The organism is Kiloniella sp. (genome assembly GCF_048259265.1).
Classification (GTDB): Bacteria; Pseudomonadota; Alphaproteobacteria; order Kiloniellales; family Kiloniellaceae; genus Kiloniella.
Map to the genome: position 1 here is coordinate 521,195 of NZ_JBLXHT010000002.1, position 23,634 is coordinate 544,828.

Genomic DNA, 23,634 nt, shown 5'->3' on the forward strand with positions numbered 1-23,634 from the left:
AATGGTTGACCTGCTGAGAGAAGACGAAGAAACGCCCGCGACCTATCCAGATTTACCGCCGGGCATCACTCCCCTACCCGCATCATTGGATGAAGTTGTTATTTGGGAGCGGATCGAGGCTTACACCCGTATGCGCTATACTGAACGCGCGGTTGTTTGGGTTATTGAAACGGAAACTAATGAACGGTGGACGCCGCCACTTTTCCCTATCGTGTCCTTTGATGCTGAGATTTGGCAGGGCGGGGAATGGAACCCTATCACCATTAAAAACGGTCCCGTAGGCCTTAGCTTACCCCATGACGGGATATTCAAGATAACTGCACAAGTTGGCGCAGGCGATCCCCCTAAGGCCGTTCACGAAGCCTTTAAGCGTCTTTATGAATACATGAATGAAAGCTCGGATATGGTTGGCGTGTCCAGTTATAGCGTGAATATGGGCGGGGCTATCCAAGAAAGCTATCAACGTAGCGCGGCCCATGCGGCACGTTCAATTCAACTGAGCGGTGCGGCTGACCTACTGCGACCTTACAAGAGGTGTAAATAAATGTGGCCTTTTAAGAAAAAGAATGAAAAGCGTGCGGCGTCCAGTTCTGGATATACCGCGCAGATGATCCAAGCGAGAACGGATTATATCACGGGAACGACGGGACGCGCAGAATTGACTGCGACGGTGCAAGGCGCGGTCCTCTTATGGGAAAATGGCCTTTCGGTTGCTGACGTTGAAGGAACAAACCTTTTGACTAGGCGAGCGTTGGCAATTGCGGGGCGTATGTTATCCCTGCGGGGTGAATCCCTTTTTTATATTACTGATACCGCCTTAATCCCGGCATCGGATTGGGATTTATCCACTAGGCATTCAAAACCTACGGCCTACCGCTTGACCTTGCCTGAAATTGGCGGCGGGCAAACAATAACGGCATTAGCGGATGAAGTTTTGCATTTTCGGATTGGTTCTGATGCAATCCAGCCTTGGCATGGTACGGCACCATTGAGGCGATCCAGTCTTTCGGCTGGTCTGCTTGATATTATCGAGAACGCACTTGTTGAGGTTTACGGGGATGCCCCCCTTGGTTCGTCAATCGTTCCAATGCCTGAAACACCAGAAACAGACCTTGCGGATATTGCGCGTGGTTTCCGTGGTTCTCGCGGGCGCGTGCTCGTGCGAGAGTCCGTTCAGGTTCAAGCTGCAGGTGGCCCTGCACCCGCGCAAGATTGGCGGGCAAACGATCTAACGCCTGATCTTTCTAAGGCAATGCTTGATAAAACACTGGATCAAGCCCGCGACCAGATCAATGCGGCTTTTGGCATTTTGCCCGGACTAAATAATAAATCCACCACAGGCCCCATGATAAGGGAAGCACAACGGCACCTTGCACAATGGACCTTGCAACCAATAGCCAAAATCATGGCTGAGGAAGCAACCGAAAAACTAGGCTCACTAGTTACGATGGACATTCTTGTTCCCTTACAGGCGTTTGATATTGGTGGGCGAGCAAGGGCGGTATCTGGAATTGTGAACGCCTTGTCACAAGCTAAAGAAGCCGAAATAGACCCAGAACAAGCATTGAAATTAGTGGGATTAGGGGAGCAAAACCAATGACTGAAAAAGTGGATATTGTTGGGCTGACCCGTGTTTCAAAGCCACAACCGAACAAGGGCGGCTCTATTGTTCTTGCTTTTTTTGATTGCCAAGCAAGGGGCTTTGAATTGCGTGGGTGCGCCTTGGCACGAACAAGCAAAGGCGGTCTGGTTGCATGGCCCCCTAATCTCGAAAACACGGATAAAAGGCGATCAATTCTTATTATTGATGACGCTGTACGCCACGGCATGATGATGCACGCAAGGGAAGCATATCGAATGCTTGGCGGTGCTGATGCTGACGTTATAGGCGGTTCTATCCCGGCACCACCAATTATTTAATAACACTACGACCCCGGCGCATGGTTGGCCCTGCACCGATTTATAAAAACTAAACAAGAGGAAATTAAGAAAATGACAAATACTATAAACTTTAAAAAAGACACAGTTAAAGAAATGTCTGTCATGGCCTTGTTATGGACCGCTTGGCAAAAGTGGGACAATAAAGCAGTTACCTACGGTGAGAAAGATATTCCTAATAGCTGGTTTCAAGAAGGTAAAGGAATAGAACGTAGTATTATAGAAAGCACGCCAGAAACTGCCGAGGATATGCTTATTAAGGTGAAGTTACTTAGGGAATTCGTACATTTTGAATGTAGCGAGCCAGCCTGTAATTTAGTTGATAGCTTAATTGATTATCTAGAAAATCAATAAGAGGGAATTTAAAAAATGATAGATACAAAAATCGCAATAAAAGACGCAACCGCAACTATTCACAAGCTCCACTTTCCTGAGAAACAAGCTAGAAATCCTTTAGTAGATTCACAACTAGAGCTGAAAATTAAGAGCACAATGCGTGAGTTTGTTCTATTCCTAAAGCTTATTGACGGCCTATCAGCGTCTGAGAAGAAAGGCGCTTATCTAGCTATTGATTTTATCTCTGATTACGCTGTGAGCCAAAATGCGATCAAATTAACGAAAGGGTTCCTTTCAGAGCATAAATCTGAAAATGGGGCCGCGAGTTTTTTTTGTGAACCTTCAGCTCGATCACCAAATAATACTTAACCGCTGTTAAGTCGATTAATTACAGCCAGAACAAGGGCATCGTTCTGGCTGTTTTTTATGAGGTGAATCATCTATTTTTGTTATTTGTGTTTTACGCATTATGAATTGACATATATTTATTTGCGTTTTATACATATAGAATGAAATCAAAAGAATTTAACACATCCGTATCTCGAATCTTCGGCATTCCTGAGAAGACGATCACAGTTTATACGCGCTTACTTAAAGAAGCGGGTCTTCTTACATCGGGCCGAGGCGGTCGCGCTGCGCCAGACATGACGCCGCTAGATGCCGCACGAATGACTATTGCCTTGCTAACCTGTTCAGGGCCAAGTCAAGCCGTGGAGCGCGTAAAACAATTTGGGCCAATTCCCTTTCTGCCTAATCTATCTGACTTTGAACATATCACCCAAGCCCAATTTGATGAAAGGTATGAAGGTGAAACCTTGGAGGAGGTTCTAGCTTTTATTTTTGATCGAGCTAACGACATTGGCCCAGATTGCAAAGATTGGTTTATTCATAACGCATTTTCCTTGGAAATGTCTGATTTTAGTTTATCGGCAGAATTGCAGATAAAATTGGGGGAACAAAGAGATATAAAGTTCAAAACAGCGGTATTTATGGGAGATATTAAATTCCCTCTTCCCCCGCCTTCTTCCGTTATTCACACAAGTAGAGCGATTTCCCTTGATACTCTTTATCAACTAAGCCTTGATTTAGCAGGTGGCGAGGAATAATGCCAAGCCCCCGGTCCCCTTCAATGCCAACGCCGCGCCAGATTAAGGAAGCCTTTAAGGCTGCTTGTGATCTATGTCCTAGCGCGCGCATTAAAGTTATCGGACCTGGTGGCGTTGAATTTGAATATCCTGATAAACCATCTTCAAGTGATAAGTGGAAAGACAAGCCTTTTTCGGGTGACGCATCATGAAGAAACTCCCCTACTTACGTTCGAAGCAACGCCGGGGAAGATGGTTTCATACTTACCGCCGAGGCGATATAGAGCGTTCTTTAAATGTTCACGGATTACACCCCGATGACCCGCGGGTTATGGCAGCATGGGCGGCAGAACATGCCCGTTGGCAGGATATGCCCCCAAATACTGAAACGCCGCAAGCTGGCTCTTTTGCTTGGGCGCTTGATATATATACATCCAATAACGAAGGCTGGGCCAAATATTCGGACGGCACGAAAGAATCTAGATCGGCTATCTTCAAGCGATATAGACAGACGCAAGGTTTACGCCCGCTCGATACAATCACAAGCGAGGCCATAGAACGGGCTTTATATTCTAAAGGCGGTCATGCTGCTGTAAATGAATACAAGGCATTGAAACCCGTATTTGAGCATATGCGGCGATTGGGGTTTATTAAGAAAAATCCATTATCAAACATCGAATTAGATAGACCTAAAACAGTAGGTTTCCCCGTTGCTGATGCTGACGATATCGAGGCTTTTCAAAAACGCTGGTCCGTTGGGACAAAAGAACGATTGATATTTGATCTGGGGTTATACACCGGGGCGGCAAGATCAGATTTAGTTAAATTAAGCCGAAAGAATATCAATGACGGCCTTATGACTTATGAGCGGCAGAAAAGTAAAGTTAAAGCCAGCGTGCTTATGTCAGTTGAGCTAAGAGCGGTAATAGAGCGAACACCTGATATTGCCCCTGCCTTCATACTGACTGACTTAGGAACGCCGTTTAAAGCTGAAAGCCTTGGTAATAGATTCAGTAAAGCAGCGCGGGCGGCGGGCATAAAATCCAGATTACACGGATTGCGAAAAGCCTTTTGTATTTACTGGGCCGAGAATGGATCAACAACGCATCAAATCGCAGCTATGGCAGGGCATATGAGTCTTGCGGAAGTGGAAAGATATACACGCGCGGCAGATCGAAACCGCATAGTAAAATTATTGGCGGCTGGGAAATCCTAAAACGGGACACACCTACCACAAAACGGGACACACTCGAATAAGTAGCTGAAAATAAAGGAGTTTTTTTATGGAAAATACGAAATGGCGACCCCTACGGGATTCGAACCCGTGTTGCCGCCGTGAAAGGGCGGTGTCCTAGGCCTCTAGACGAAGGGGTCATCTTTCGGTGAGCAAGGATTTACCGATTTCAGAGACCCTTGGCAAGTAGGTATTTTCGATTCTGTAATTTTTTTTTAAATTAGCGGTCGATTACTGATAGGCCAGCTTGATTTCGTTGGTTTTTTGCGCAACGGGCACGCCCCCGATTTCTTTGATCAGCTTTTCTTTCATCGCGGCCCCAAAATCTTCATAGGTGGTTGCCGTTTGAACAAAGGCCCCTGTGCCACCAATTACAAACTTTTCGTAGTATCGATCAATGAAGGGATCTTCATTGTTAATGGTTAAACCGTTAATCACAATACCCTGTGTGGTGGATTGATTACGAACAAGTTCTGGTGGTGCGCCTTGATTGGATCGTCCGTCACCGGAAATATCGATAACTTTGCGCGCACCAATGAAGGGATTAATTTCCATTTGACGGGTCGAATAGGTAATAGCCCCACCAATAGAGGTCCCACCCCCAAAAATATATCTGGGTGTTTCATCAACGATGTCGGCAAATTCTGCGGCACTTTGTTCATCGCGAATCAAGAACCAATCGACAGCAACTTTTTGCAGAAGGTTATTCGCCCATTGGATCACAGCAACGGCTACGCCATGATCCCCGGCAACGGCAATGGCTTGCACGACAGAGGGATCGCGAAAGGCCTGCGCAATTCCCCGCATCTGAAGATCAAATTCCTGAGCGGAAACACTTGTAGAGGCATCAACTGCCAGAACGAGTTCTAAATCAACTTGAACGGCTTCTTGCCCAAAGGCTTTCTTTTCTGGGAAAGGGGCTGATGTGAGGAAAACAGTTAAAAAAAAGGCAGAAACTATTCTGCCTAAGGAATGAAAACAATTAAAAGAATAGCGTTTGTTAGAAAGAAACGATTGCTTCATTCGGTTATCTTACCCGTTTATTGGTGCGGCGTCTTCTATAATTAATTGTACACCATCTGGTCCTGACCAGGTATCACGTTTTAGTTTCCCGCAGACATGGATGGGCATACCCCCTGTATTCAAAAGCAGTTGTCCCAATTCATTATCAAGGGATCGAAAGGCTATCCCCTTGATGGTCCGCCCGTCAGAACCGCTTAGAATGCATCTGACGTGACTTTCACCAACGAGACCGGGGCGTAAAACACGGACGGAAGGTAATACGAACCTAGGCTGAGGGTTGCCAACGCCAAAGGGGCTGCATGAATCCAGTAAGTCGATAAGATCCGTGCTGGCTCCGCCAGGTTGAAGTGCCCCGTCTATACCGATGCTTGGTGTAAAAGAAACTTCAGACAACGCTTTAGAGAGGCGTTCTGATAAGAAGGCACACAGTTCTGTATAGTTTTCTTTGTGAACGGTCAGGCCTGCTGCCATGGCATGTCCCCCGCCATTTTCGAGCAAGCCTGCCTGACGTGCAGCAATGACGGCAGCGCCAAGGTCGACGCCGGGGACAGAACGGCCTGATCCTTTGCCAATCCCCTTTTCATCAAAGGCGATGACAAGGGACGGCATATTATAGCGATCTTTAAGTCGGCTAGCGACAATACCTATAACACCGGGGTGCCACCCCTCACCGGACGCAATGGCAATGCCTTTTAGTTCCGTTTCATCCCCAACGGTACCCAGTGCTTGGTCGAGGACGTCTGTTTCAATTGTTTTGCGTTCTGAATTATATTCTTCCAGCTGTGATGCTATTTTTAGTGCTTCGTCAGGATTTTCTGTCGAAAGTAATTTCGCGCCGAGCCAAGATTGTCCAACACGTCCACCTGCATTAACACGAGGACCTAAGGTGTAACCTAAATGTCCGCTGTCAGGTTTTTCAGAAAGTTTGGCCACATCTGATAGTGCAACAATACCGGGGTTATGTCGTTTGGCCAGAACCTTGACGCCCTGACTGACGTAGGCTCTGTTTAGCCCTGATAGCGGAACAACATCACAGACTGTTCCCAAAGCAACGAGGTCTAGAAGCGACATAAGATTGGGCTCTCTTATATTGTGTTCACTGAGCCATCCTGATTCTCTCAGGCGTCGGTTTAGAGCAACAAGAACCAAAAAAACCACGCCCACCGCAGCAAGAGATCCGTATTCGCGAGTTTCATCCTGTCGGTTCGGGTTCACAACGGCAACCGCGGGTGGTAACAACGCTTCAGCCTCGTGATGGTCAATGATTAAGACATCGAGACCGGCTTGCTCTGCACCTTCAAGAGCTTCAAAAGCCGATGTGCCACAATCCACTGTAATGACGAGAGAGCATCCTTGCTTCTGCAAATTTAACAATGCTGGAAGATTGGGGCCGTAACCTTCACTTACTCTATCTGGAATATGTACGGCAATTTCAACGCCTATTGCATTAAAGTAACGTATTAGAAGAGCAGAGGAAGTTGCTCCATCTACATCATAATCTCCAAAAACAGCTATCTTTTCTTTTTGTTCCAGAGCCTTGAGAAGTCGTGCTGTTGTGTCATCCATTCCCTTTAAAACAGATGGGTCTGGTAACCAGTCTTTAAGGGTTGGTTTCAAAAAGGCTTCGGCTGTATCCAAAGTGACGCCACGGGCGGCCAGTAATCGGCCTATAATTTCGGGTAAACCTAGACGTTGACTGAGAGCAAGAGCCGAACGGTGGTCTTTTAAACGCTCTTCCCAACGCTTGCCTGTGATAGAGCTTTCGATACCCAGAAAAGTATCACGTTCTTTGCCCTGCATAATAATGAACCGACCAATTAAAAGTGTTTAAGGAAATATATACAGCCTACGTACTTAGCCTACCGAGCTTCCCATAAAAAACAAGAGGCGCCCAGTGCGGCGCCTCTTTTATTTCTGCTTATCTGATAAAGGTTTTAAACACCCAGATTGTCATACCATGTTTTACGGTAGAAGTTGTGAGTAGCATCAACCACGCGAGATGTTCCCGTTTTGGAACGCATCACGATAGACTGTGTCGTTGCACCGCCTTGATAACGACGTACGCCGCGAAGCAAGCTACCGTCTGTTACGCCTGTTGCAACAAACATGACATCACCTTTGGCAAGCTCGTTGATCTCGTATTTACGGTCGAGATCTTCAATGCCCCAACGACGTGCACGGGCGACTTCATCATCATTTCTAAAGAGCAAACGGCCTTGGAACTGACCGCCAGTACAACGAAGAGCCGCAGCAGCTAGAACGCCTTCAGGTGCGCCGCCTGCCCCCATGAACAGATCAACACCGCTATCAAAACGGCTGGTTGCCAAGGCACCGGCGACATCGCCGTCACCAATAAGAACAATACGGGCACCGCATTCGCGAACCTGTGCGATTTTCTCTTCGTGACGTGGGCGATCCATAATGCAGACAACCAGATCACTAATGTCAGTTTTCTTTGCTTTTGCAAGGCTGGACAAGTTATTTACAACTGTCTCGTCAAGATCAACTACGCCTTCTGGAAGTCCGGCACCAACGGCAATCTTATCCATATAGGTATCTGGTGCGTTCAAGAAGTTTCCTGATTCAGCCATGGCAATAACGCACATTGCGTTGGGGCCACCTTTGGCTGTCAGTGTTGTACCTTCCAAGGGATCCAACGCAATATCAATGCCTGGACCGCCCTTTCCGACTTTTTCACCGATATAAAGCATTGGCGCTTCATCACGTTCGCCTTCACCGATAACAACGGTTCCGTCAATCGCTAAGCCGTTTAAAGCGTCTCGCATAGCATTTACAGCGGCTTGATCAGCTGCTTTCTCGTCTCCACGCCCCATAAGGCGGGAAGAAGCCAGTGCGGCAGCTTCTGTGACACGTACGGTCTCTAGGGCCAGGTTGCGTTCCATATCTTTGTCCTCTGACTTTGGTACCGTTCAATAGTGAACGGTTATTGCTTTCAAATCGTTCTATTAAAGAGAGACGATCCGGATCATATTTGGTTTTTCTAGTACGCAATCGAGTTGCGAGATTTTTTCAAGAGATCGGCTCATTGCTGTTTCTACTGTTGCCTGTGTTGTAATCACAAGCGGAACTGACTTTCCGGGGTTGGATTCATGCTGAATGAGTGACTTAACAGAAATATCTTGGTCCTTAAGAATATTGGATATATCTGCGATTACGCCGGGACGATCTTCGACCTGTAAACGCAAGTAATAAGAACCTTCGCGTTTTTCTACGGGCTGGGCTATTGGCTTTTCAAGCGCGTTGGCCGGAACGCCGAAAGTTGGCAAAATAGTGCCGCGGGCAATATCTACGAGATCAGCAACAACAGCTGAAGCTGTTGGACCTCCGCCCGCCCCTGCACCCTCGAACATTGTTGTTCCAACGTGATTTCCGTTACAGACGATAGCATTCAAAACGCCTTCTACAGAGGCAATAGGTTGATCTTTGGCAACCATGCAAGGGTGAACACGTTGGTCGATGCCATGTTCTGTCTTACGGGCAATGCCAAGAAGTTTAATGCGGTATCCGAGCTCTTCTGCATTTACAATATCAAGTGCCGAAATATTTCTGATGCCCTCTATGTAAACAGCGTCAAAATCAACCTCAGTACCAAATGATACGGAACTTAAGAGTGATAGCTTATGTGCTGCATCAACACCATCGACATCAAAACTAGGATCTGCTTCGGCATAACCAAGTTCCTGAGCTTCAAAAAGCACTTCCTCAAAGTCGCGCCCTGTTTCGCGCATATTGGTGAGGATAAAGTTACACGTGCCATTGAGAATGCCATACACAAGGTCAAAGGAGTTGGCTGCGAGCCCTTCGCGAAGCCCTTTGATAACCGGAATTCCGCCAGCGACGGCAGCTTCGTAAGCCAAAGCAACGCCGGCTTTCTCAGCCAGTTTTGCTAGTTCAGTTCCGTGGTGTGCAAGCAGCGCCTTGTTCGCGGTAATAACATGACGCCCCTTGGCGATTGATACTTCCACGACTTCTTTTGCGATGCCCTCGGAACCGCCTATCAGTTCCATAAGAACGTCAGCGTCGCAGTTTTCGGCCATGTCCACTGCGTTATCATAGTAGGTCATGTCGCTCATATCAAAATCGCGATTTTTTCTGCTACGTGCTGATACGGCAACGATTGACATTTCTCGTCCCGTACGTTGGGCTAGGACGTTTAGATTATCCTGAATAAGTTTGACGGTTCCAGTACCAACGGTACCTAATCCGGCGATCGCAATCTTAAGGGGTTCACTCACGATTTATTTCCGCTTACTAATTTGTTCAAGAATACTGTCTTTTTTCTGCATCATAGCTTTTACATTTTTAACAGCCTGACGCGTCCGTTGTTCGTTTTCTACGAGTCCCAACCTGACAAAACCTTCGCCATACTCGCCAAAACCGACACCGGGGGCAACCGCTACATTAGCATGTTCCAATAATAACTTGGAAAATTCCATAGATCCCAAGTGAGCAAACTCTTTTGGTAAAGGTGCCCAGGCAAACATTGTCGCGGGGGGACTTGGTATATCCCACCCTGCTGCACTGAGGCCTTTTATCAAGACATCCCGGCGACCACGATAGCGGTCGCGCATTTCACTGATACATTCCTGTTGGCCATTGAGGGCAGACACTGCGGCGACCTGAACAGGCGTAAAGGCACCATAGTCAACATAGGATTTAACCCGGGTCAGTGCGGCAACAAGTTTTTTATTTCCTGAGCAGAATCCGACACGCCATCCTGCCATTGAGTATGTCTTGCTCATGGACAGGAATTCGACGGCAATATCTTTTGCGCCGGGAACCTGAAGAATTGATGGCGGCGGTGTATCGTTAAAATAAACCTCGGCATAAGCCAGATCAGAAATGATATAGATTTCGTGCTTACGGCAGAAATCCACGATCTCTGCATAAAAATCTAAATCCTTGACTTCGGCTGTTGGGTTTGATGGATAGTTCAGTATAATAGCCAAAGGTTTGGGAACGGAATGTCGAACAGCTATTTCCAACTGCTCCATGATATTCCCGCTCTGCGTCATCGGCATAGATCTGATGGCTGCGCCAGCAATGATAAATCCAAAAGCGTGGATCGGGTAACTAGGGTTTGGTGCCAAAATAATGTCACCCGGACTGGTGATCGCCTGTGCCAGATTGGCGAGGCCCTCTTTTGAACCTAGTGTTACGATAGTTTCTGTTTCGGGATCAATATCAACACCAAAGCGTCGATCATAATACGCTGATATTGCTTTTCTCAAACCGGGAATACCGCGAGATGTAGAATATCCGTGTACTCTGGGATTTTGAACAACATCGGTTAGTTTGTCGATAACGTGTTGTGGTGGAGGCTGATCTGGATTTCCCATACCAAAATCGATAATATCCCTTTTCGCCGCTCGTGCCGCTGCTTTCAATGCATTAACTTCAGCAAATACATAAGGCGGCAAGCGTTTTATACGGTGAAATTCCTGGTCCATACTCAACTCGAAATTGTTGGGTTATCTCTATTTAGCCAGAAAAAAGAGATATTCTTTTCTCTTCTGACCAAGGTGATTAGCCCCTATAAAAAAGGCCACGAAGCAGATAGCAGAATACCAGCTCCGTGACCAATGTTTTATGCGTTTTTATTTAGAGAAATTTATCAAAAATTTCTCAGGATAAGGTGCCTAGTTTACATATATTTCTACGCGTCTGTTCCCTGCTTCACCCGTTGGCATGAACTCGTGGAAAACAGGGTTACTGTCAGATCGTGCATCTGTAATGATTTGACGTACGGGAACACCAGAGTTTTGCAAGGCGCGCGTAACGGCTTCGGCACGACGACCAGAGATTTCATAGTTAACCTGTTGATGGCGCAATGCGTCTGTTAGCTGTGTTCTGGAGCTTGAATGTCCAAGAACTGTAATGGCTCCGCCGCGTTGTCCGTATAATGCAGCGACATCACGAATGACTTGAATATCCTGATTGTTTAGGTTTGATGAACCGTGTGAGAAGTAGATGACAGCAACAAGTTGTCCACCAGCTTGTGCGGCATAGGGTGATCCGTAAGCTGCTTGACCTGTATAACCCTGCTGTTGTGCGTAAGGTGAGCCCCAGCTTGGCGTGTTGTACTGTGGTCCAGTGTATTGATTTTGTGCGTATGCTGGTGCGCCGTTTGGAAATGCGGGCGGTAAAGCGGCCCCCTGAGATGATATAACAGTTGTTTGCGATGATGCACCGGGAACGGCTTGGGGTGATGCTGGCACTGTGTTTGGTACAACCGGAGCTGCAGCCTGTGGTGTCGTTTGTGCAACAGAGGGCGCTTGCGGTACAGCTGGTGGAGGTGCAGCAGGAACAAGTGTTGACCTAGCAGTTAATGGTTGATCACTATATTCCGCATTATTACGGTCCGCGACCAAACCTTCGGCTACCTGACTTCTATAATCGCCAGATGTCGTTTGAGGTGATTCGCCGGGTACACTTGAAAGATTCGGAAATCCTTCGGCGGGCACGACATTTTCGGCATTGGTGACCTGTGTCGGTTGCTCAGGTTCGTCACTATCAAACCAAGCGATAGGGTTCGCCCAATCAGGTGTTGAAGAACAGGCTGCAAGCATCAATGGAAGCACAATTGCTCCTACAATGCGACCTTTACCCCCAAAGCGGTATACACTACGTTTTCTCAACTCTGGCATATATTTGTCCTTGGCCATAACTAAAGACCGTTCCCCCATGCAAACGTCAAATAAATCGATACACATACATCAAAATTACAACTGAATAGATGTATTTAGCAACGAAATTGACCTCACTTGTTGTTCTTTGCGCTTCCAGCTGTAACAATGGGTGTATAACATTGAAAGAGCTACAAGGCGATATACTATTCTATAAAAAGACTAAACAGATCATAGGGAAAGCTGGATGGTCGATCAACACCCCGAGGGAATAAAGCTACCTGATCCCTCAGAAATTACTGAAACAATGACAGCAATTTCTGAAAAATCTCAGGCAATGATTGAACGCTTTTTAATGAAACAAAGCGTAAAAACTCTAGATAATGAGCCTGATCCCATGCGGATTGGCAAAGCATTCTGGGAATTGTCGCAACAATTCTGGTCGGATCCTGAAAAAGCGATCAAATTACAAACAGATCTTTGGCAAGGCTATAATTCTCTTTGGTTAGAAGCTTCGCAAAATTTCTTTAACCCGGATAATCAATCCGAGGAAAATAAACCAAAAACGGCGAAAGAATCGTCTTCTGCAAATCAAGAGCATAAAAAGAAAAAAGGTGACCGACGCTTCCAAGATGAAGCGTGGGAAGAAAATCCCTTTTTTAAATTTATAAAGCAATCATATCTTTTGACGGCAAATACGATTCATAGTTCTGTTAAGGATGTAGATGGCCTGAGCGAGACCGACGCACGTAAAGTCGATTTTTATACGAAACAGTTTTTGGATGCGCTTTCCCCGAGTAATTTCTTGATGACAAACCCCCAAATTTTGCGAGAAACAGCAGAATCAGGAGGCAAAAATTTACTACAAGGTTTGGAAAATCTAATTTCCGATCTGGAAAAAGGTCGTATTAAAATGACGGATGAAGATGCTTTTACCTTGGGTGAAAACATCGCAACATCAGAGGGCAGCGTTATCTATGAGAATGAGCTTATGCAGCTTATTCAATACGCCCCAACGACAGAGAAAGTTTATTCTCGCCCTCTTATGATCATCCCTCCCTGGATCAATAAATTCTACATTCTGGATCTCAAAGCTAAAAATTCTTTCGTCAAGTGGGCTGTGGAACAGGGCTTTACGGTTTTTATGATTTCCTGGGTGAACCCAGATGAGAGTTTGGCCGATTACTCTTTTGAAAATTACATGCTCCGCGGCCCCCTTGCCGCACTTGATGCCATTGAAACAGTAACGGGGACGAAAGAAGTAAACGCCATTGGGTATTGTTTAGGGGGGACTCTATTAGCTTCTACCTTGGCTTACATGGCGGAAAAGAAAGACAAACGTATCAAGAGTGGTACGTTCTTTGTCACAATGACGGACTTTGCCCAAGCGGGCGAGCTTAGAGTTTTCATTGATGAAGAACAGATGGAAGTTCTTCAGAAAAAAATGTCTGATCGAGGATATCTCGATGGGGCTGAAATGGGAACGACTTTTAATATGTTGCGGGCCAATGATCTTATCTGGTCTTTTGTCGTGAACAACTATTTGCGCGGTAAAACCCCCTTCCCCTTCGATTTGCTTTATTGGAACTCTGATACGACGAGAATGCCAGCCAAAATGCATTCTTTTTATCTCAGAAACATGTACTTAGATAATAAACTGGTAGAACCCGGTGGGGTCGTATTAGACGGTATACCCATTGATTTGGGTAAAATTAATGTTCCAAGCTTTATGATCTCTGCAAAAGAAGATCACATTGCTCCCTGGAAATCCACCTATGCCAATACGCGTCATTTTTCAGGCGAAAAAGAGTTTGTGCTTGCCGCGTCCGGGCATATTGCCGGCATTATTAATCCTCCTGCTGCTGAAAAGTATTCGCACTGGATTAATTCGGACACTCCCGATGATCCTGATAAGTGGTTTGAGGCTGCAAAAGAATACCCAGGATCATGGTGGCCTCATTGGGCACAATGGGCGCAGAAGAAAAGCGGAAAGCTTGTCCCTGCCCGAAATCCTGGTGAAGGAATGTCAAAAGATAAAGCAGCTTTAAAGATAATCGAACCAGCACCGGGGCGTTATGTAAAATCCCGATAAGCTAGATAAATATCTTTTCTAACGATTGTCTAAACTCTCAAACAAAACGTTGATTTAATAGCTGGTTGCTATTGTCAGCGTTTTGTCAGGCTCGGGTCTTATCTTAGGCCGATGTGCTGGCTTATATTATCTAAAATTCACTTTCCCCGACTAGTTGCGGCAATGAGCATTATTGCTGTGCAGGGGTGTGTCATTTCGACGGATCTTCCTGATTATAAAACGACGTTGCCAAAGGTCGCTGATCAGTGGTCTTCCCATGAAAAGTCTCATGTTAATAAAAACGCTGTCGTTGCGGTCTCTCAAACGTGGTTTACACCTGATTTTCATCAACAAGTCAGTAAATTTATTGTTGAGGGAATAAGTAACAATCCGGAACTAAAATCGGCCAGAGCACGCTTAGAACAACAAATTGCTCAGTATGACGTATCCGAATCAGCTCTATTCCCCAGCATAGATCTATCCGGTGATGCCAGCAGAACAAAAAGCTCGTCAAAAGGCCTGAATGGCGAACGCATTAAAAATTATGAGAATTCCTTTAAAGCCGAAGCAAGAATTTCGTGGGAAATAGATGTCTGGGGACGTTTAGAGGCCGAATCACAAGCCTCTTATAGTATCTTGTTACAGAGACAAAGCGATGTTGAATTTGCTGAGTTGTCAGTTGCGACGCGTATTGTGTTGCAATGGATTGAGCTTATTGCCTTGGAGCAACAGCTGGATATTGCGCGTCAGGAAAAGAGCAACTTGATTGAGGTCGTGGAACGGACACAGGACAGATATCAACAAGGAATTGGATCAATTCTAGATCTTCGTCTTGTGGAAACTGATCTTGCAAATGCAGATGCTACGTTAACATCAAAGGTTAATGAGAGATCACAGGCTATTAGAAAATTAGAGTTAATTCTTGGGAGATATCCTTCCGGGAAGATTAAAGGTGCGAAAGAATTTCCAAAAATTGTAACAGATTTCTCTGCTGGTATTCCGTCTGATTTATTGGTGAATCGCCCCGATCTTCTTATCGCTGAACAGAAAATTATCGCGGCGCATCACAATTTGAATGCGTCTGAGGCCAATCGATTGCCCAGATTGTCTCTTACACAAAGCACCAGTTATCAAAATAGAAAATTGAGTGACATTTTTGATCCCTACAGCCTTGTTGCCTCTATCGCAGGTAACATTATCCAGCCGATCTATGATGGAGGGCAACGTCGTGCAGTTATCGCGCAAAACAAGGCGATAAAAAATGAAACTATTGCAGAGTACGTGAACACTGCCTTGAAGGCTTTTGATGAGGTCGAAAATCATCTGGGAAATGAAATTTATCTCAAAAAACAAGAAGAAGAGTTAAGCCGTGCCGCTTTGATGGCTGAGCAAGGCCAAAACCTTTCACGCGAAAAATATTACAGCGGTTTGATTCCTATCCTGGATTTGTTGCAAGCACAGCAGAGGTTTTTTGTAAGCAAATCCCGACTTATTAATATTCAAAAACAACGACTTTTGTCCCGGGTGAATCTTTACCTGGCTCTTGGAGGGCGTAACACGCCGCTGCAAAAGAGCGTTCTATCTGATCCTGAACTGGCTGATCCTGAACTTGCTGACCCAGAGCTGGCAGAAGATAACAGGAATTTGTGATGACTTTCGATTTATCGTTTAAAAAAACAACGATTTTACTATTAAAACTAATTTTTCCCATTCTGATTTTGTCAGTATCAATATTCTTTACCGTTGTTGTAATTGAGGATGAACAACCGGTCGTTGCTGAGATATCCAAACAACCGGAATTACCAAAGTTATCAACTTACAATCTTGTTGAGAAACACCCGAATTTTAAGATTAAAACTCAAGGTGTTGTACATCCAAAATTTGAGACGATTTTAACAACACAGGTTTCTGGCATTATTACAAAAACAGCAACGGACCTTAAGGTTGGTGATCGTTTTGTGAAGGGAGATTTCCTCTTTCAAATTGATTCGCGCGATTATGAACTATCACTAGCGACAGCTAAGGCCAATGTGGCCAGCGCAAAACAGAAGCTGATCAAAGAACAAGCAGAATCAAAGCTCGCAAAATTAGAGTGGAAAAAATACGGTAAAGGATCTCCCTCCTCCCTAACTTTACGAGTACCCCAGTTAAACGAGGCAAGGGCCAATCTTGAGGCAGCAATATCAGAACAGAAAAAAGCATTATTAGCTCTTTCCAGGACGACAATTGTTGCGCCCTACGATGGCGCTATAAGAGAAAAGTTAGCCGCTGTTGGGCAGTATGTTTCTTCAGGGACGAATGTTGCCAAATTCTTTTCCGATCGCTTATTGGAAGTCAGGCTGCCTGTAACCCGACGTCAGCTGGATAGTCTTTCATTTTCTGAAGAGAGTATTCAAACAACAGCCATCGTTATAAGGGATCCTCAGCGAAAAGATAATCGTCTTTGGACTGGTCAAGTTATTGGAATAGAAAAAGAAATTCAAACGAAAACTAATCAGTATATGTTGATAGCCAATGTAAATTTTGAGGAAAGATTTTCTTTAGATCTATTACTATCCGGTACTTTTGTTTTTGCTGAAATACAGTCTGAAACAATATCGAATATGTATAGGATACCCGCGAGTGCCCTTTATCTGAGAAATAGTATTCTTGAAGTTGATCTGGATGATTTTGTTCGCCAACGAAAAATCAATATTCATCACAAAGATACGGGGTTAGTTTATTTTACGGCAGATATTAAACTTCCAACAAAAATTTTAACCCAGCCACCTGAAATTTTTGTCGAAGGCATGAAAATCAGAACTAATTCAAATGGTGCTGTTGGAAAAATAGATTCTATCAAAAATTTAGCTATCAATAACCATGCCCTTGATAGCAATAATAATCAGGTGATTTTGATCAATGAATAAAATACTTCATTGGTTTGTCAAAAACCCGGTTACCAGCAATTTATTAATGGCAGTTATATTATTGGGGGGGATCGTCGCCAGTTTTGATCTTAAAACCCAAATATTTCCGCCTACGAAGCTAAATGCCGTTGATATAACAATCGAATATAATGGTGCGACGCCTGAAATTATTACCCGAAACATTTCGATACCTGTCGAAAATGCGCTCAAGAATATAGAAGGTATAAAAAACCTATACTCTTTCGCTGTTGAGGACATCGGAACAACAACGATCTTTTTTTATTCTGATGTGGATATTGATGAAAAAGTCTCTGAAATTAAAAGGAAGATTGATGCTCTTGGCACGTTACCCAAAGGGATTGAGCGTCCCCAAATAACGGAAACCAAAGATAAAGATCGTATTCTGGATATTGCTATCCATGGAAACGTTGATTTGGAAACCCTGACCCGTATTGGTGAGTTGGTTAAAAATAAACTCATTAGCGAAACTCGTGCGAGTGACGTGAAGCTCTTTTCTGCGCCTAAACGTGAAATATCAATAGAAATACCTTCTGATGATTTAAGGCGAACTGGCCTCACCTTAAAAGATATTGCCAATGCGATCTCTGTGGCTTCTGTAAATGTACCTGCTGGTTCTATCGGACACGGTAGTAATCAAATATCTATACGAGGAAACGAAAGAGCTTATCACCCGAATGATTTTGAATACATTTCTGTTGTTAATAAAATAACAGGTGAAAAAATTATCTTGGGCGAAATCGCCGAAATAAAATTTAATCGTAAAGACGTAAATTTTGTTAGCCGCTTTAACGGAGAAAACGCATCAGGATTGGAAGTCTCTATTACCGAAGGGCAAGATCTTCTCGGTGTAAGGGATGAAATAGGGCGTAAAGTTAATGAGATCAAAAATAAGTTACCGCAAAATGTTGGTGTCACCATTTGGCTAGATGACAGCAAGGACATTGCTCAGCGTCTAACCATGTTACTCGACAATGCTCTGGTTGGTATGTGCTTGGTATTTGTGGTGCTGATCCTTTTTCTTAACCTTAAGCTCGCATTTTGGGTCTGCACAGGTATTATTATCTCTTTCACTGGGGGGATCTGGCTCCTCCCCGTGTTTGATATTTCTCTCAATCACCTGTCGACGTTTGCTTTTTTGTTGATCCTGGGTGTTGTTGTCGACGATGCGATTGTTGTTGGTGAAAGTGTTTACAACAGGCAACAGAAAAATGGCCCCGGCGCAAATTCAGCCTTTCTTGGCGTAAAAGATGTTTGGAAGCCTGTTTTTCTTGGTGTCCTCACGACGATTGCTGCCGCGGTTCCCGGTTTAATGTTCAAGAGTATTATCGGCAGTTTTCTTTTTGATATTTCTTTTATCATTGTTGCTGTCCTTTGTTTTTCACTCATAGAATCACTCCTGATCTTACCTTGCCATTTGGTTACACTTAAGCCCGGGAGTGACAGTCGGTTGAGCCACCTGATTAAAATGCCGCGCAGAAAGTTTCAAAAGGGATTGCGCGTGGTTATCCTTAAACTCTATCGACCTTTGGTGAAAAGAGCAGTTGTCTGGCGTTATTTTACCTTATCTATCTTCTTATCAATTGTGGTTCTGTCTGCAGGCTTAGTGGTATCGGGTAAAGTTCCGATGCAGCTTTTCCCCAATATGATCGAAGGACAAATTATCTCGTCGATCTATATGAACCGGGGGACGACAGCAGATGAAATGCACGACACAATGTTGCACCTTGAAAAATCTTTTGAGGCTGTACTTCCTGCAATAATATCCGATTTTGATGCTACGCATGAAGATGATGTTTCATTATCAACACTGATAAAAAACAGAGCATCATTTATCGCCGATAATGATATTTATATGTTGGTAGAACTTGATTCTGATGCCCTAAAAACAATCCCTGTACAAGAGATCGAAGCCAAGTGGCAAAAAGAACTTGGTGTTATTGCAAATGCAAAAAAGGTTAATTTTTCCTCAAGTGAAGATGGTGATGCCAATAGCATTTCGTTGAAAATTTTCGGGAAAAATTCTGAACAAATAGCATTACATGTTAAGGTGCTGAAACAAAAACTACTCGGAACCAACGGGGTATTTAATTTTACGGTTACGCAAGGAGTAGAACAAAAAGAGTTTCTCATTGATCTCCTGCCCGAGGGGATGCGTTTTGGGGCAAATGTAAGCAGTATCAGTAATCAACTCTCAGATGCTTTTTACGGTACACGTGTGGATCGACTCCCCGGGGTTATGGAAACCATGGACGTTAATTTACGTCTTCCGGAAAATGAACGCTTATACATCGAAAATATTGAAGACTTCCCTGTGAAAATTACGGATCAGGATGTCCTGGTTCCTTTTACAAGCGTCGCAAAGCTGAGAAATGCGAAAACACCGGGCTATATTGAGCGTATCAACGGGGAGCAAATAGCTACAATCAATGTCAACTTTGATGAAGACCAGTGGACACGCTTTGAATTGTTGAATGTGATTAACGATCTGTATCTGGCAGATATACGCAATGAATATCCAAATTTTAGCTACAAACTGGATGGTGACGCGGAAGAGGAAGATGAGTTCCTTTCAGAATCATTCAAGCTGTATGTTATTTTCTTTTTTGTCATCTATGCGATTTTGGCGATTGGAAGTAATTCTTATCTGCTGCCTTGTATTATTTTGACAGCAGTTCCATTTGGCTTGGTTGGTGCTATTTTAGGGCATAACGTCTTTGGTCTAGAGATTAATGCCTTTTCAGTCATGGGAGTACTTGCCGCAGCAGGTGTCGTAATAAACGATAACCTGGTTCTGATTGATCAGATTAATAAGCTGAAGCAAAGGGGCGTGAAGAGTTCGGTTGCTATCTTACATGGTAGTATTTCACGGTTTCGGCCAATCGTTCTGACATCGTTGACAACATTTTTGGGGTTGTTGCCAATTTTGTTCGAAACAAGTTATCAGGCTCAGTTTGTTATTCCGATGGCAATATCCTTGGCATTTGGCGTTATACTCGCAACCTTTGTTACTTTGTTATTAATCCCTTCTCTCTATGAAATAGGTCTTGATATCTCTCGAATTATCTCATTCTTTAGGAATGCAGTGAAAGGTGATAAACCAAGATCACCCATCCAAACCCAGATGTGCCAAACTCAACGTGAGAAAGTTAAGTCATGAAAGTGTTACTGGTCGAAGATGATCCGCAATTGGGGGCAACACTGGAAAGAGCACTACATCATGACGGAAGCGTTTGTGAATGGGTCAAGTCAGCCGAGGATGCCTCTCTTGCTCTCGAGGTCAGTGTTTTTGATCTTATCGTACTGGATTGGATGTTGCCAGATCAACAGGGTATCGATTTCCTGAAAGAAGCACGAAATAAAGGCATTACATTGCCTGTGCTTATGTTAACTGCGCGTACTGCAACATCGGAAAAAATAGAAGGCTTGGATAACGGTGCAGATGATTACCTGACAAAACCCTTTGATCTGGATGAACTATTTGCGCGACTTCGTTCTTTGGGACGACGTCGGGCAGTTCGCGCTTCCAGTATAATTACTGTAGGCCAATTAAGCTTGTGTCCGGATCGACACGAAGTCAAACTTGGTAATATTGAAATTCAATTATCAAAGACTGAGTTCATTATCCTGAAAAAATTAATGGAAAATGCTGGGCGTTATGTTTCCAAATCCCAGCTAGAAGAATACGCTTACACTTGGGATAATTGTGTGACACCCAATGCCATAGAAGCTCAGATTTCCAGATTAAGAAAACGGTTGGGATCAAATATAATTTCTACCCTTCGCGGTGTCGGGTATAAGGTTGAAAGTGTATGACGTTTTTTTCCGTTAAAACACGGCTCTATTATTACACTTTATCAATCACCTTACTTACTTGGGTACTGGTTTTTGCAACCGTTATCGTTGGTTTGAAGGGGCTTGTTGTAACTCTGACAGAAGATGAGCTTGAAGTCAGAAGTGAAATTTTAGCCAGCGCGCTACCCATAAGTTATTTTGATGAAAATGATCAGGCTCTAATTAATTGGCTAGAGCAAATTTCACAAAACCCACCAAGTTTTATTGATGCTGGAATTGCTTCCGATAGTAGCTATCAAATTTGGTATAATGGTGAAGTTATTATCAAATCCTATATAAGTCCCACGATGCCTGAACCAACCAAGGAAGGACCGAGTTCCTTTTTTGATCCAGAGCAGGATGATGAAATCGTTTGGTTGACCCATGCGACTAAAATTAAGGGGAAAAATGCCTGGGCGGTTGCGACGGAAGATATGGAGCTCGCCTTCGATGGGATTTTTCCTTTTGGCTTGGTTATCTTTATTTTTATTAGTGAATATTTTCCCTATGTTTTTGTCGTTCTCCCTCTGAGTTTTGTCTGTATTTTTTGGGGAATAAAAAAAGGTATTACACCGATTATTAACATATCGAGTAAAATTGAAGCCAGAGAAGGTAGAGATAGATCGATCATTAAATTCGATGAAAATCCGATAGAAATCAAAGCATTGGTTGATGAAATTAATTTATGTTATGGGGTTATTCGACGGAATGAAACTGAACTTAACACATCGCTTGAAAGTGAAAAAAAATTCACGGCAAATGCAGCGCATGAGCTATTAACACCCTTAGCCGCGATTAAATCAGAAGCACAACTAAGAGAACGCCAAACAAATGATCCCGTTCAAAAAGAGGGCCTTGTTGCTATTTCTTTACGGGTTGATCGCGCTACACATACCGTTGAACAGCTTGTCACTCTTGCACGACTTGACCCCAAGACAGCGCAAGAGAAATTGAAGGACGTTAATCTGTGTAAGATTATTCAAAATGTGTCTGCTGAGTTAGGCAATAAAATTAGCAAGAAAGAAATTGATTTTAGGGTTTTCCTTCCCGATCATTGTCATTTGAAAGGACTTGCATCAGCAATTGGGGTCTTGTGCCGTAACTTGATAGATAATGCTGTTAGATATTGTCCTGAAAATGGTGTGGTTTCTATCGAAGTGTTTTCTAATGACCTGCAACATACATTAAGAATTAAGAATACTGGGCGTCCGATACCTGAATACATGCGAGATTATATATTTGATCGATTTGTGCGCGGCGCAGGCGAAGAAGAAACTGGGTCAGGTCTTGGCATGTCTATTGTTAAACGTGTTGCTGAAATCCATAGTGCCGAAGTGCTACTAAGCGATCCGGAAGATATGACTGGCGTACAGGTGGAAGTAATCTTTCCCATCTAAGTGGTTGTTATCTTTTCAGTAGCTCTCACTTAATTTTTTATAATTCGCTGCGGAGTATCTTATTTCATCCAGCTCTGTAGGTTTTAAATCACGGAATTTTTTTGCCGGTGATCCGGACCAAAGCTCCCCTGTTGGTACGACCTTACCCGGGGTGACCAACGCCCCGGCTGCGACCATGGCATTTGTCTCCACAATAGCTTTGTCCATGACGACGGACCTCATGCCGATAAAGGCATCGTCTTCAACTTCACAGGCGTGTAAGAGGGCCATGTGGCCCACAGTAACTCCGTTGCCAATCCGGGTTGGAATACCGCCGCCTGTTTCCCTGTAATCACCACCTGTACGGTCGTGATTGACGTGTATGATTGTACCATCTTGTATATTGGTGTTCTCGCCTATGTTTATGGAATTTACATCACCACGCAAAACGCAATTGTACCAAATGGACGCACCTGCCCCGATTTCAACATCGCCAATGATAACCGCGTTTTCTGCGATAAATGCATCTTTTGAAATTCGTGGGGTTATTCCACGATAAGACTTTATGATACCAGACACGTTATGTTTCGCTTTCTATTCAGGTTTTTGGGCAAAATATTTTGTTAACAAAATTAAAAAAGTGCGATATAAAAAATTACTTTGTCCTATCTTTACCATTTTTAAATCACCTGGAAACCATATATAAGACCATGTGATTAAGTTTTGACCTTTGCTGGAGAGCAGAAAATATGCCTAAAGGCACCAAATGTTTCGCCACTTTTGCACTTGTTGCCGCTATTGGCATTAGTACGTTTTCGTTTTCGACACCAAGCTATGCGCAGTTCAACGAACCAAGATGGTATCAACAGCAAGTTTGTCTTGCAAAAGCTTATACCAAAGTTAATCAACTTCAAAAATCTGCGGCTCATAATGAAAGAGCAAGAAAATCCCGCTCTAAATTAAGTCGCGCAGGTGTTCCGGAATCTCATATTCGTGAACTGGCGAACAGAACTCTGAAAATGCTACAATTTGGTATTAATGGTAATAAAGAGGCTCGTGGCCCTCGCCTTTGCCAACAATGGTATCCGGTTGGATAAGAGCTAAAAATTATATTCGGAAAAACAAAAGGACGGTTTCCCGTCCTTTTTTATTGCCTTGAATTT

22 protein-coding genes and 1 tRNA gene are annotated in these 23,634 nt (G+C 44.0%); 15 read left to right on the forward strand and 8 right to left on the reverse strand.

Features of this window, described 5'->3' with window-relative positions:
• The first annotated feature begins 1 nt into the window (after position 1).
• The 8 genes from ACN0QW_RS05685 to ACN0QW_RS05720 all read left to right on the forward strand — a co-directional run bounded on the left by ACN0QW_RS05685 (position 2) and on the right by ACN0QW_RS05720 (position 4,575).
• Complete coding sequence (locus ACN0QW_RS05685) at positions 2–544, forward strand: hypothetical protein (RefSeq protein WP_417429536.1); 543 nt, start codon at positions 2–4, stop codon at positions 542–544.
• The gene (locus ACN0QW_RS05690) at positions 545–1,600 is read left to right on the forward strand and encodes a hypothetical protein (protein WP_417429538.1); all 1,056 of its coding nucleotides are present in this window, start codon (positions 545–547) and stop codon (positions 1,598–1,600) included.
• Positions 1,597–1,920 carry a hypothetical protein gene (locus ACN0QW_RS05695; protein ID WP_417429540.1) on the forward strand — a complete coding sequence of 108 codons (324 nt, stop codon included), beginning with the start codon at positions 1,597–1,599 and terminating at the stop codon, positions 1,918–1,920. The genes ACN0QW_RS05690 and ACN0QW_RS05695 overlap by 4 nt, the downstream gene beginning before the upstream one ends.
• Positions 1,921–1,992: 72 nt before the next feature.
• On the forward strand, positions 1,993–2,292 hold the full coding sequence (locus tag ACN0QW_RS05700) for a hypothetical protein (RefSeq protein WP_417429542.1): 300 nt from the start codon (positions 1,993–1,995) through the stop codon (positions 2,290–2,292).
• A 15-nt stretch (positions 2,293–2,307) separates the two neighbouring features.
• Entirely contained in the window at positions 2,308–2,643 is a 336-nt protein-coding gene (locus ACN0QW_RS05705) for a hypothetical protein (RefSeq protein ID WP_417429543.1), read from the forward strand.
• A gap of 140 nt (positions 2,644–2,783) precedes the next feature.
• Entirely contained in the window at positions 2,784–3,380 is a 597-nt protein-coding gene (locus tag ACN0QW_RS05710; RefSeq protein ID WP_417429544.1) for a hypothetical protein, read from the forward strand.
• Complete coding sequence (locus tag ACN0QW_RS05715; RefSeq protein ID WP_417429545.1) at positions 3,380–3,571, forward strand: hypothetical protein; 192 nt, start codon at positions 3,380–3,382, stop codon at positions 3,569–3,571. Before ACN0QW_RS05710 ends, ACN0QW_RS05715 begins: the two co-directional genes overlap by 1 nt.
• Positions 3,568–4,575, forward strand: a complete 1,008-nt coding sequence (locus ACN0QW_RS05720; protein ID WP_417429547.1) for a tyrosine-type recombinase/integrase — start codon at positions 3,568–3,570, stop codon at positions 4,573–4,575. The genes ACN0QW_RS05715 and ACN0QW_RS05720 overlap by 4 nt, the downstream gene beginning before the upstream one ends.
• An 82-nt stretch (positions 4,576–4,657) precedes the next feature.
• Here ACN0QW_RS05720 and ACN0QW_RS05725 read toward each other — a convergent pair.
• From ACN0QW_RS05725 to ACN0QW_RS05755, 7 genes are all read right to left on the reverse strand, one after another.
• Positions 4,658–4,733 (reverse strand) — tRNA-Glu (locus ACN0QW_RS05725).
• 91 nt (positions 4,734–4,824) lie between these two features.
• A complete protein-coding gene (locus ACN0QW_RS05730) occupies positions 4,825–5,616 on the reverse strand; it encodes a DUF1194 domain-containing protein (RefSeq protein WP_417429549.1) in 792 nt (263 codons plus the stop codon).
• A 9-nt stretch (positions 5,617–5,625) separates the two neighbouring features.
• Positions 5,626–7,416 carry a single-stranded-DNA-specific exonuclease RecJ gene (recJ, locus tag ACN0QW_RS05735; protein WP_417429551.1) on the reverse strand — a complete coding sequence of 597 codons (1,791 nt, stop codon included), beginning with the start codon at positions 7,414–7,416 and terminating at the stop codon, positions 5,626–5,628.
• A gap of 134 nt (positions 7,417–7,550) precedes the next feature.
• Positions 7,551–8,519, reverse strand: a complete 969-nt coding sequence (glpX, locus tag ACN0QW_RS05740) for a class II fructose-bisphosphatase (protein WP_417429553.1) — start codon at positions 8,517–8,519, stop codon at positions 7,551–7,553.
• A gap of 63 nt (positions 8,520–8,582) precedes the next feature.
• Complete coding sequence (locus tag ACN0QW_RS05745) at positions 8,583–9,872, reverse strand: homoserine dehydrogenase (protein ID WP_417429555.1); 1,290 nt, start codon at positions 9,870–9,872, stop codon at positions 8,583–8,585.
• 3 nt (positions 9,873–9,875) lie between these two features.
• On the reverse strand, positions 9,876–11,087 hold the full coding sequence (locus ACN0QW_RS05750) for an LL-diaminopimelate aminotransferase (protein WP_417429557.1): 1,212 nt from the start codon (positions 11,085–11,087) through the stop codon (positions 9,876–9,878).
• Between the two features lie 189 nt (positions 11,088–11,276).
• Positions 11,277–12,302, reverse strand: a complete 1,026-nt coding sequence (locus tag ACN0QW_RS05755) for an OmpA family protein (RefSeq protein WP_417429559.1) — start codon at positions 12,300–12,302, stop codon at positions 11,277–11,279.
• A gap of 208 nt (positions 12,303–12,510) precedes the next feature.
• Here ACN0QW_RS05755 and ACN0QW_RS05760 point away from each other — a divergent pair, with 208 nt between their 5' ends.
• From ACN0QW_RS05760 to ACN0QW_RS05785, 6 genes are all read left to right on the forward strand, one after another.
• Positions 12,511–14,355 (forward strand): PHA/PHB synthase family protein, encoded by a 1,845-nt coding sequence (locus tag ACN0QW_RS05760; RefSeq protein WP_417429561.1) that lies wholly within the window; start codon positions 12,511–12,513, stop codon positions 14,353–14,355.
• Between the two features lie 162 nt (positions 14,356–14,517).
• Entirely contained in the window at positions 14,518–15,984 is a 1,467-nt protein-coding gene (locus ACN0QW_RS05765) for an efflux transporter outer membrane subunit (protein ID WP_417429563.1), read from the forward strand.
• Positions 15,984–17,243 (forward strand): efflux RND transporter periplasmic adaptor subunit, encoded by a 1,260-nt coding sequence (locus tag ACN0QW_RS05770; protein ID WP_417429565.1) that lies wholly within the window; start codon positions 15,984–15,986, stop codon positions 17,241–17,243. Before ACN0QW_RS05765 ends, ACN0QW_RS05770 begins: the two co-directional genes overlap by 1 nt.
• On the forward strand, positions 17,236–20,421 hold the full coding sequence (locus ACN0QW_RS05775; RefSeq protein WP_417429567.1) for an efflux RND transporter permease subunit: 3,186 nt from the start codon (positions 17,236–17,238) through the stop codon (positions 20,419–20,421). The genes ACN0QW_RS05770 and ACN0QW_RS05775 overlap by 8 nt, the downstream gene beginning before the upstream one ends.
• Positions 20,418–21,077, forward strand: a complete 660-nt coding sequence (locus tag ACN0QW_RS05780; protein ID WP_299373493.1) for a response regulator transcription factor — start codon at positions 20,418–20,420, stop codon at positions 21,075–21,077. The genes ACN0QW_RS05775 and ACN0QW_RS05780 overlap by 4 nt, the downstream gene beginning before the upstream one ends.
• Positions 21,074–22,492 (forward strand): sensor histidine kinase, encoded by a 1,419-nt coding sequence (locus ACN0QW_RS05785; RefSeq protein ID WP_417429569.1) that lies wholly within the window; start codon positions 21,074–21,076, stop codon positions 22,490–22,492. The genes ACN0QW_RS05780 and ACN0QW_RS05785 overlap by 4 nt, the downstream gene beginning before the upstream one ends.
• Positions 22,493–22,507: 15 nt before the next feature.
• On the opposite strand, the gene ACN0QW_RS05790 is transcribed toward ACN0QW_RS05785, so the two are convergent.
• Positions 22,508–23,050, reverse strand: a complete 543-nt coding sequence (locus ACN0QW_RS05790) for a gamma carbonic anhydrase family protein (RefSeq protein ID WP_417429571.1) — start codon at positions 23,048–23,050, stop codon at positions 22,508–22,510.
• Between the two features lie 170 nt (positions 23,051–23,220).
• On the opposite strand from ACN0QW_RS05790, the gene ACN0QW_RS05795 reads away from it, so the two are divergent.
• On the forward strand, positions 23,221–23,568 hold the full coding sequence (locus tag ACN0QW_RS05795; protein WP_417429573.1) for a hypothetical protein: 348 nt from the start codon (positions 23,221–23,223) through the stop codon (positions 23,566–23,568).
• The last annotated feature ends 66 nt before the right edge of the window (positions 23,569–23,634 follow it).

Excerpts from the sequence above, each read along its gene's own strand:
- ACN0QW_RS05730 (WP_417429549.1), bottom strand. The coding sequence starts at position 5,616 with ATGAAGCAATCGTTTCTTTCTAACAAACGCTATTCTTTTAATTGTTTT.
- ACN0QW_RS05755 (WP_417429559.1), bottom strand. The coding sequence starts at position 12,302 with ATGGCCAAGGACAAATATATGCCAGAGTTGAGAAAACGTAGTGTATAC.
- ACN0QW_RS05760 (WP_417429561.1), top strand. The coding sequence starts at position 12,511 with ATGGTCGATCAACACCCCGAGGGAATAAAGCTACCTGATCCCTCAGAA.
- ACN0QW_RS05775 (WP_417429567.1), top strand. The coding sequence starts at position 17,236 with ATGAATAAAATACTTCATTGGTTTGTCAAAAACCCGGTTACCAGCAAT.
- ACN0QW_RS05695 (WP_417429540.1), top strand. The coding sequence starts at position 1,597 with ATGACTGAAAAAGTGGATATTGTTGGGCTGACCCGTGTTTCAAAGCCA.
- ACN0QW_RS05765 (WP_417429563.1), top strand. The coding sequence starts at position 14,518 with ATGAGCATTATTGCTGTGCAGGGGTGTGTCATTTCGACGGATCTTCCT.
- ACN0QW_RS05715 (WP_417429545.1), top strand. The coding sequence starts at position 3,380 with ATGCCAAGCCCCCGGTCCCCTTCAATGCCAACGCCGCGCCAGATTAAG.
- ACN0QW_RS05700 (WP_417429542.1), top strand. The coding sequence starts at position 1,993 with ATGACAAATACTATAAACTTTAAAAAAGACACAGTTAAAGAAATGTCT.
- glpX (WP_417429553.1), bottom strand. The coding sequence starts at position 8,519 with ATGGAACGCAACCTGGCCCTAGAGACCGTACGTGTCACAGAAGCTGCC.
- ACN0QW_RS05780 (WP_299373493.1), top strand. The coding sequence starts at position 20,418 with ATGAAAGTGTTACTGGTCGAAGATGATCCGCAATTGGGGGCAACACTG.
- ACN0QW_RS05770 (WP_417429565.1), top strand. The coding sequence starts at position 15,984 with ATGACTTTCGATTTATCGTTTAAAAAAACAACGATTTTACTATTAAAA.
- ACN0QW_RS05785 (WP_417429569.1), top strand. The coding sequence starts at position 21,074 with ATGACGTTTTTTTCCGTTAAAACACGGCTCTATTATTACACTTTATCA.
- ACN0QW_RS05750 (WP_417429557.1), bottom strand. The coding sequence starts at position 11,087 with ATGGACCAGGAATTTCACCGTATAAAACGCTTGCCGCCTTATGTATTT.
- ACN0QW_RS05710 (WP_417429544.1), top strand. The coding sequence starts at position 2,784 with ATGAAATCAAAAGAATTTAACACATCCGTATCTCGAATCTTCGGCATT.
- ACN0QW_RS05685 (WP_417429536.1), top strand. The coding sequence starts at position 2 with ATGGTTGACCTGCTGAGAGAAGACGAAGAAACGCCCGCGACCTATCCA.
- ACN0QW_RS05690 (WP_417429538.1), top strand. The coding sequence starts at position 545 with ATGTGGCCTTTTAAGAAAAAGAATGAAAAGCGTGCGGCGTCCAGTTCT.
- ACN0QW_RS05795 (WP_417429573.1), top strand. The coding sequence starts at position 23,221 with ATGCCTAAAGGCACCAAATGTTTCGCCACTTTTGCACTTGTTGCCGCT.
- ACN0QW_RS05705 (WP_417429543.1), top strand. The coding sequence starts at position 2,308 with ATGATAGATACAAAAATCGCAATAAAAGACGCAACCGCAACTATTCAC.
- recJ (WP_417429551.1), bottom strand. The coding sequence starts at position 7,416 with ATGCAGGGCAAAGAACGTGATACTTTTCTGGGTATCGAAAGCTCTATC.
- ACN0QW_RS05720 (WP_417429547.1), top strand. The coding sequence starts at position 3,568 with ATGAAGAAACTCCCCTACTTACGTTCGAAGCAACGCCGGGGAAGATGG.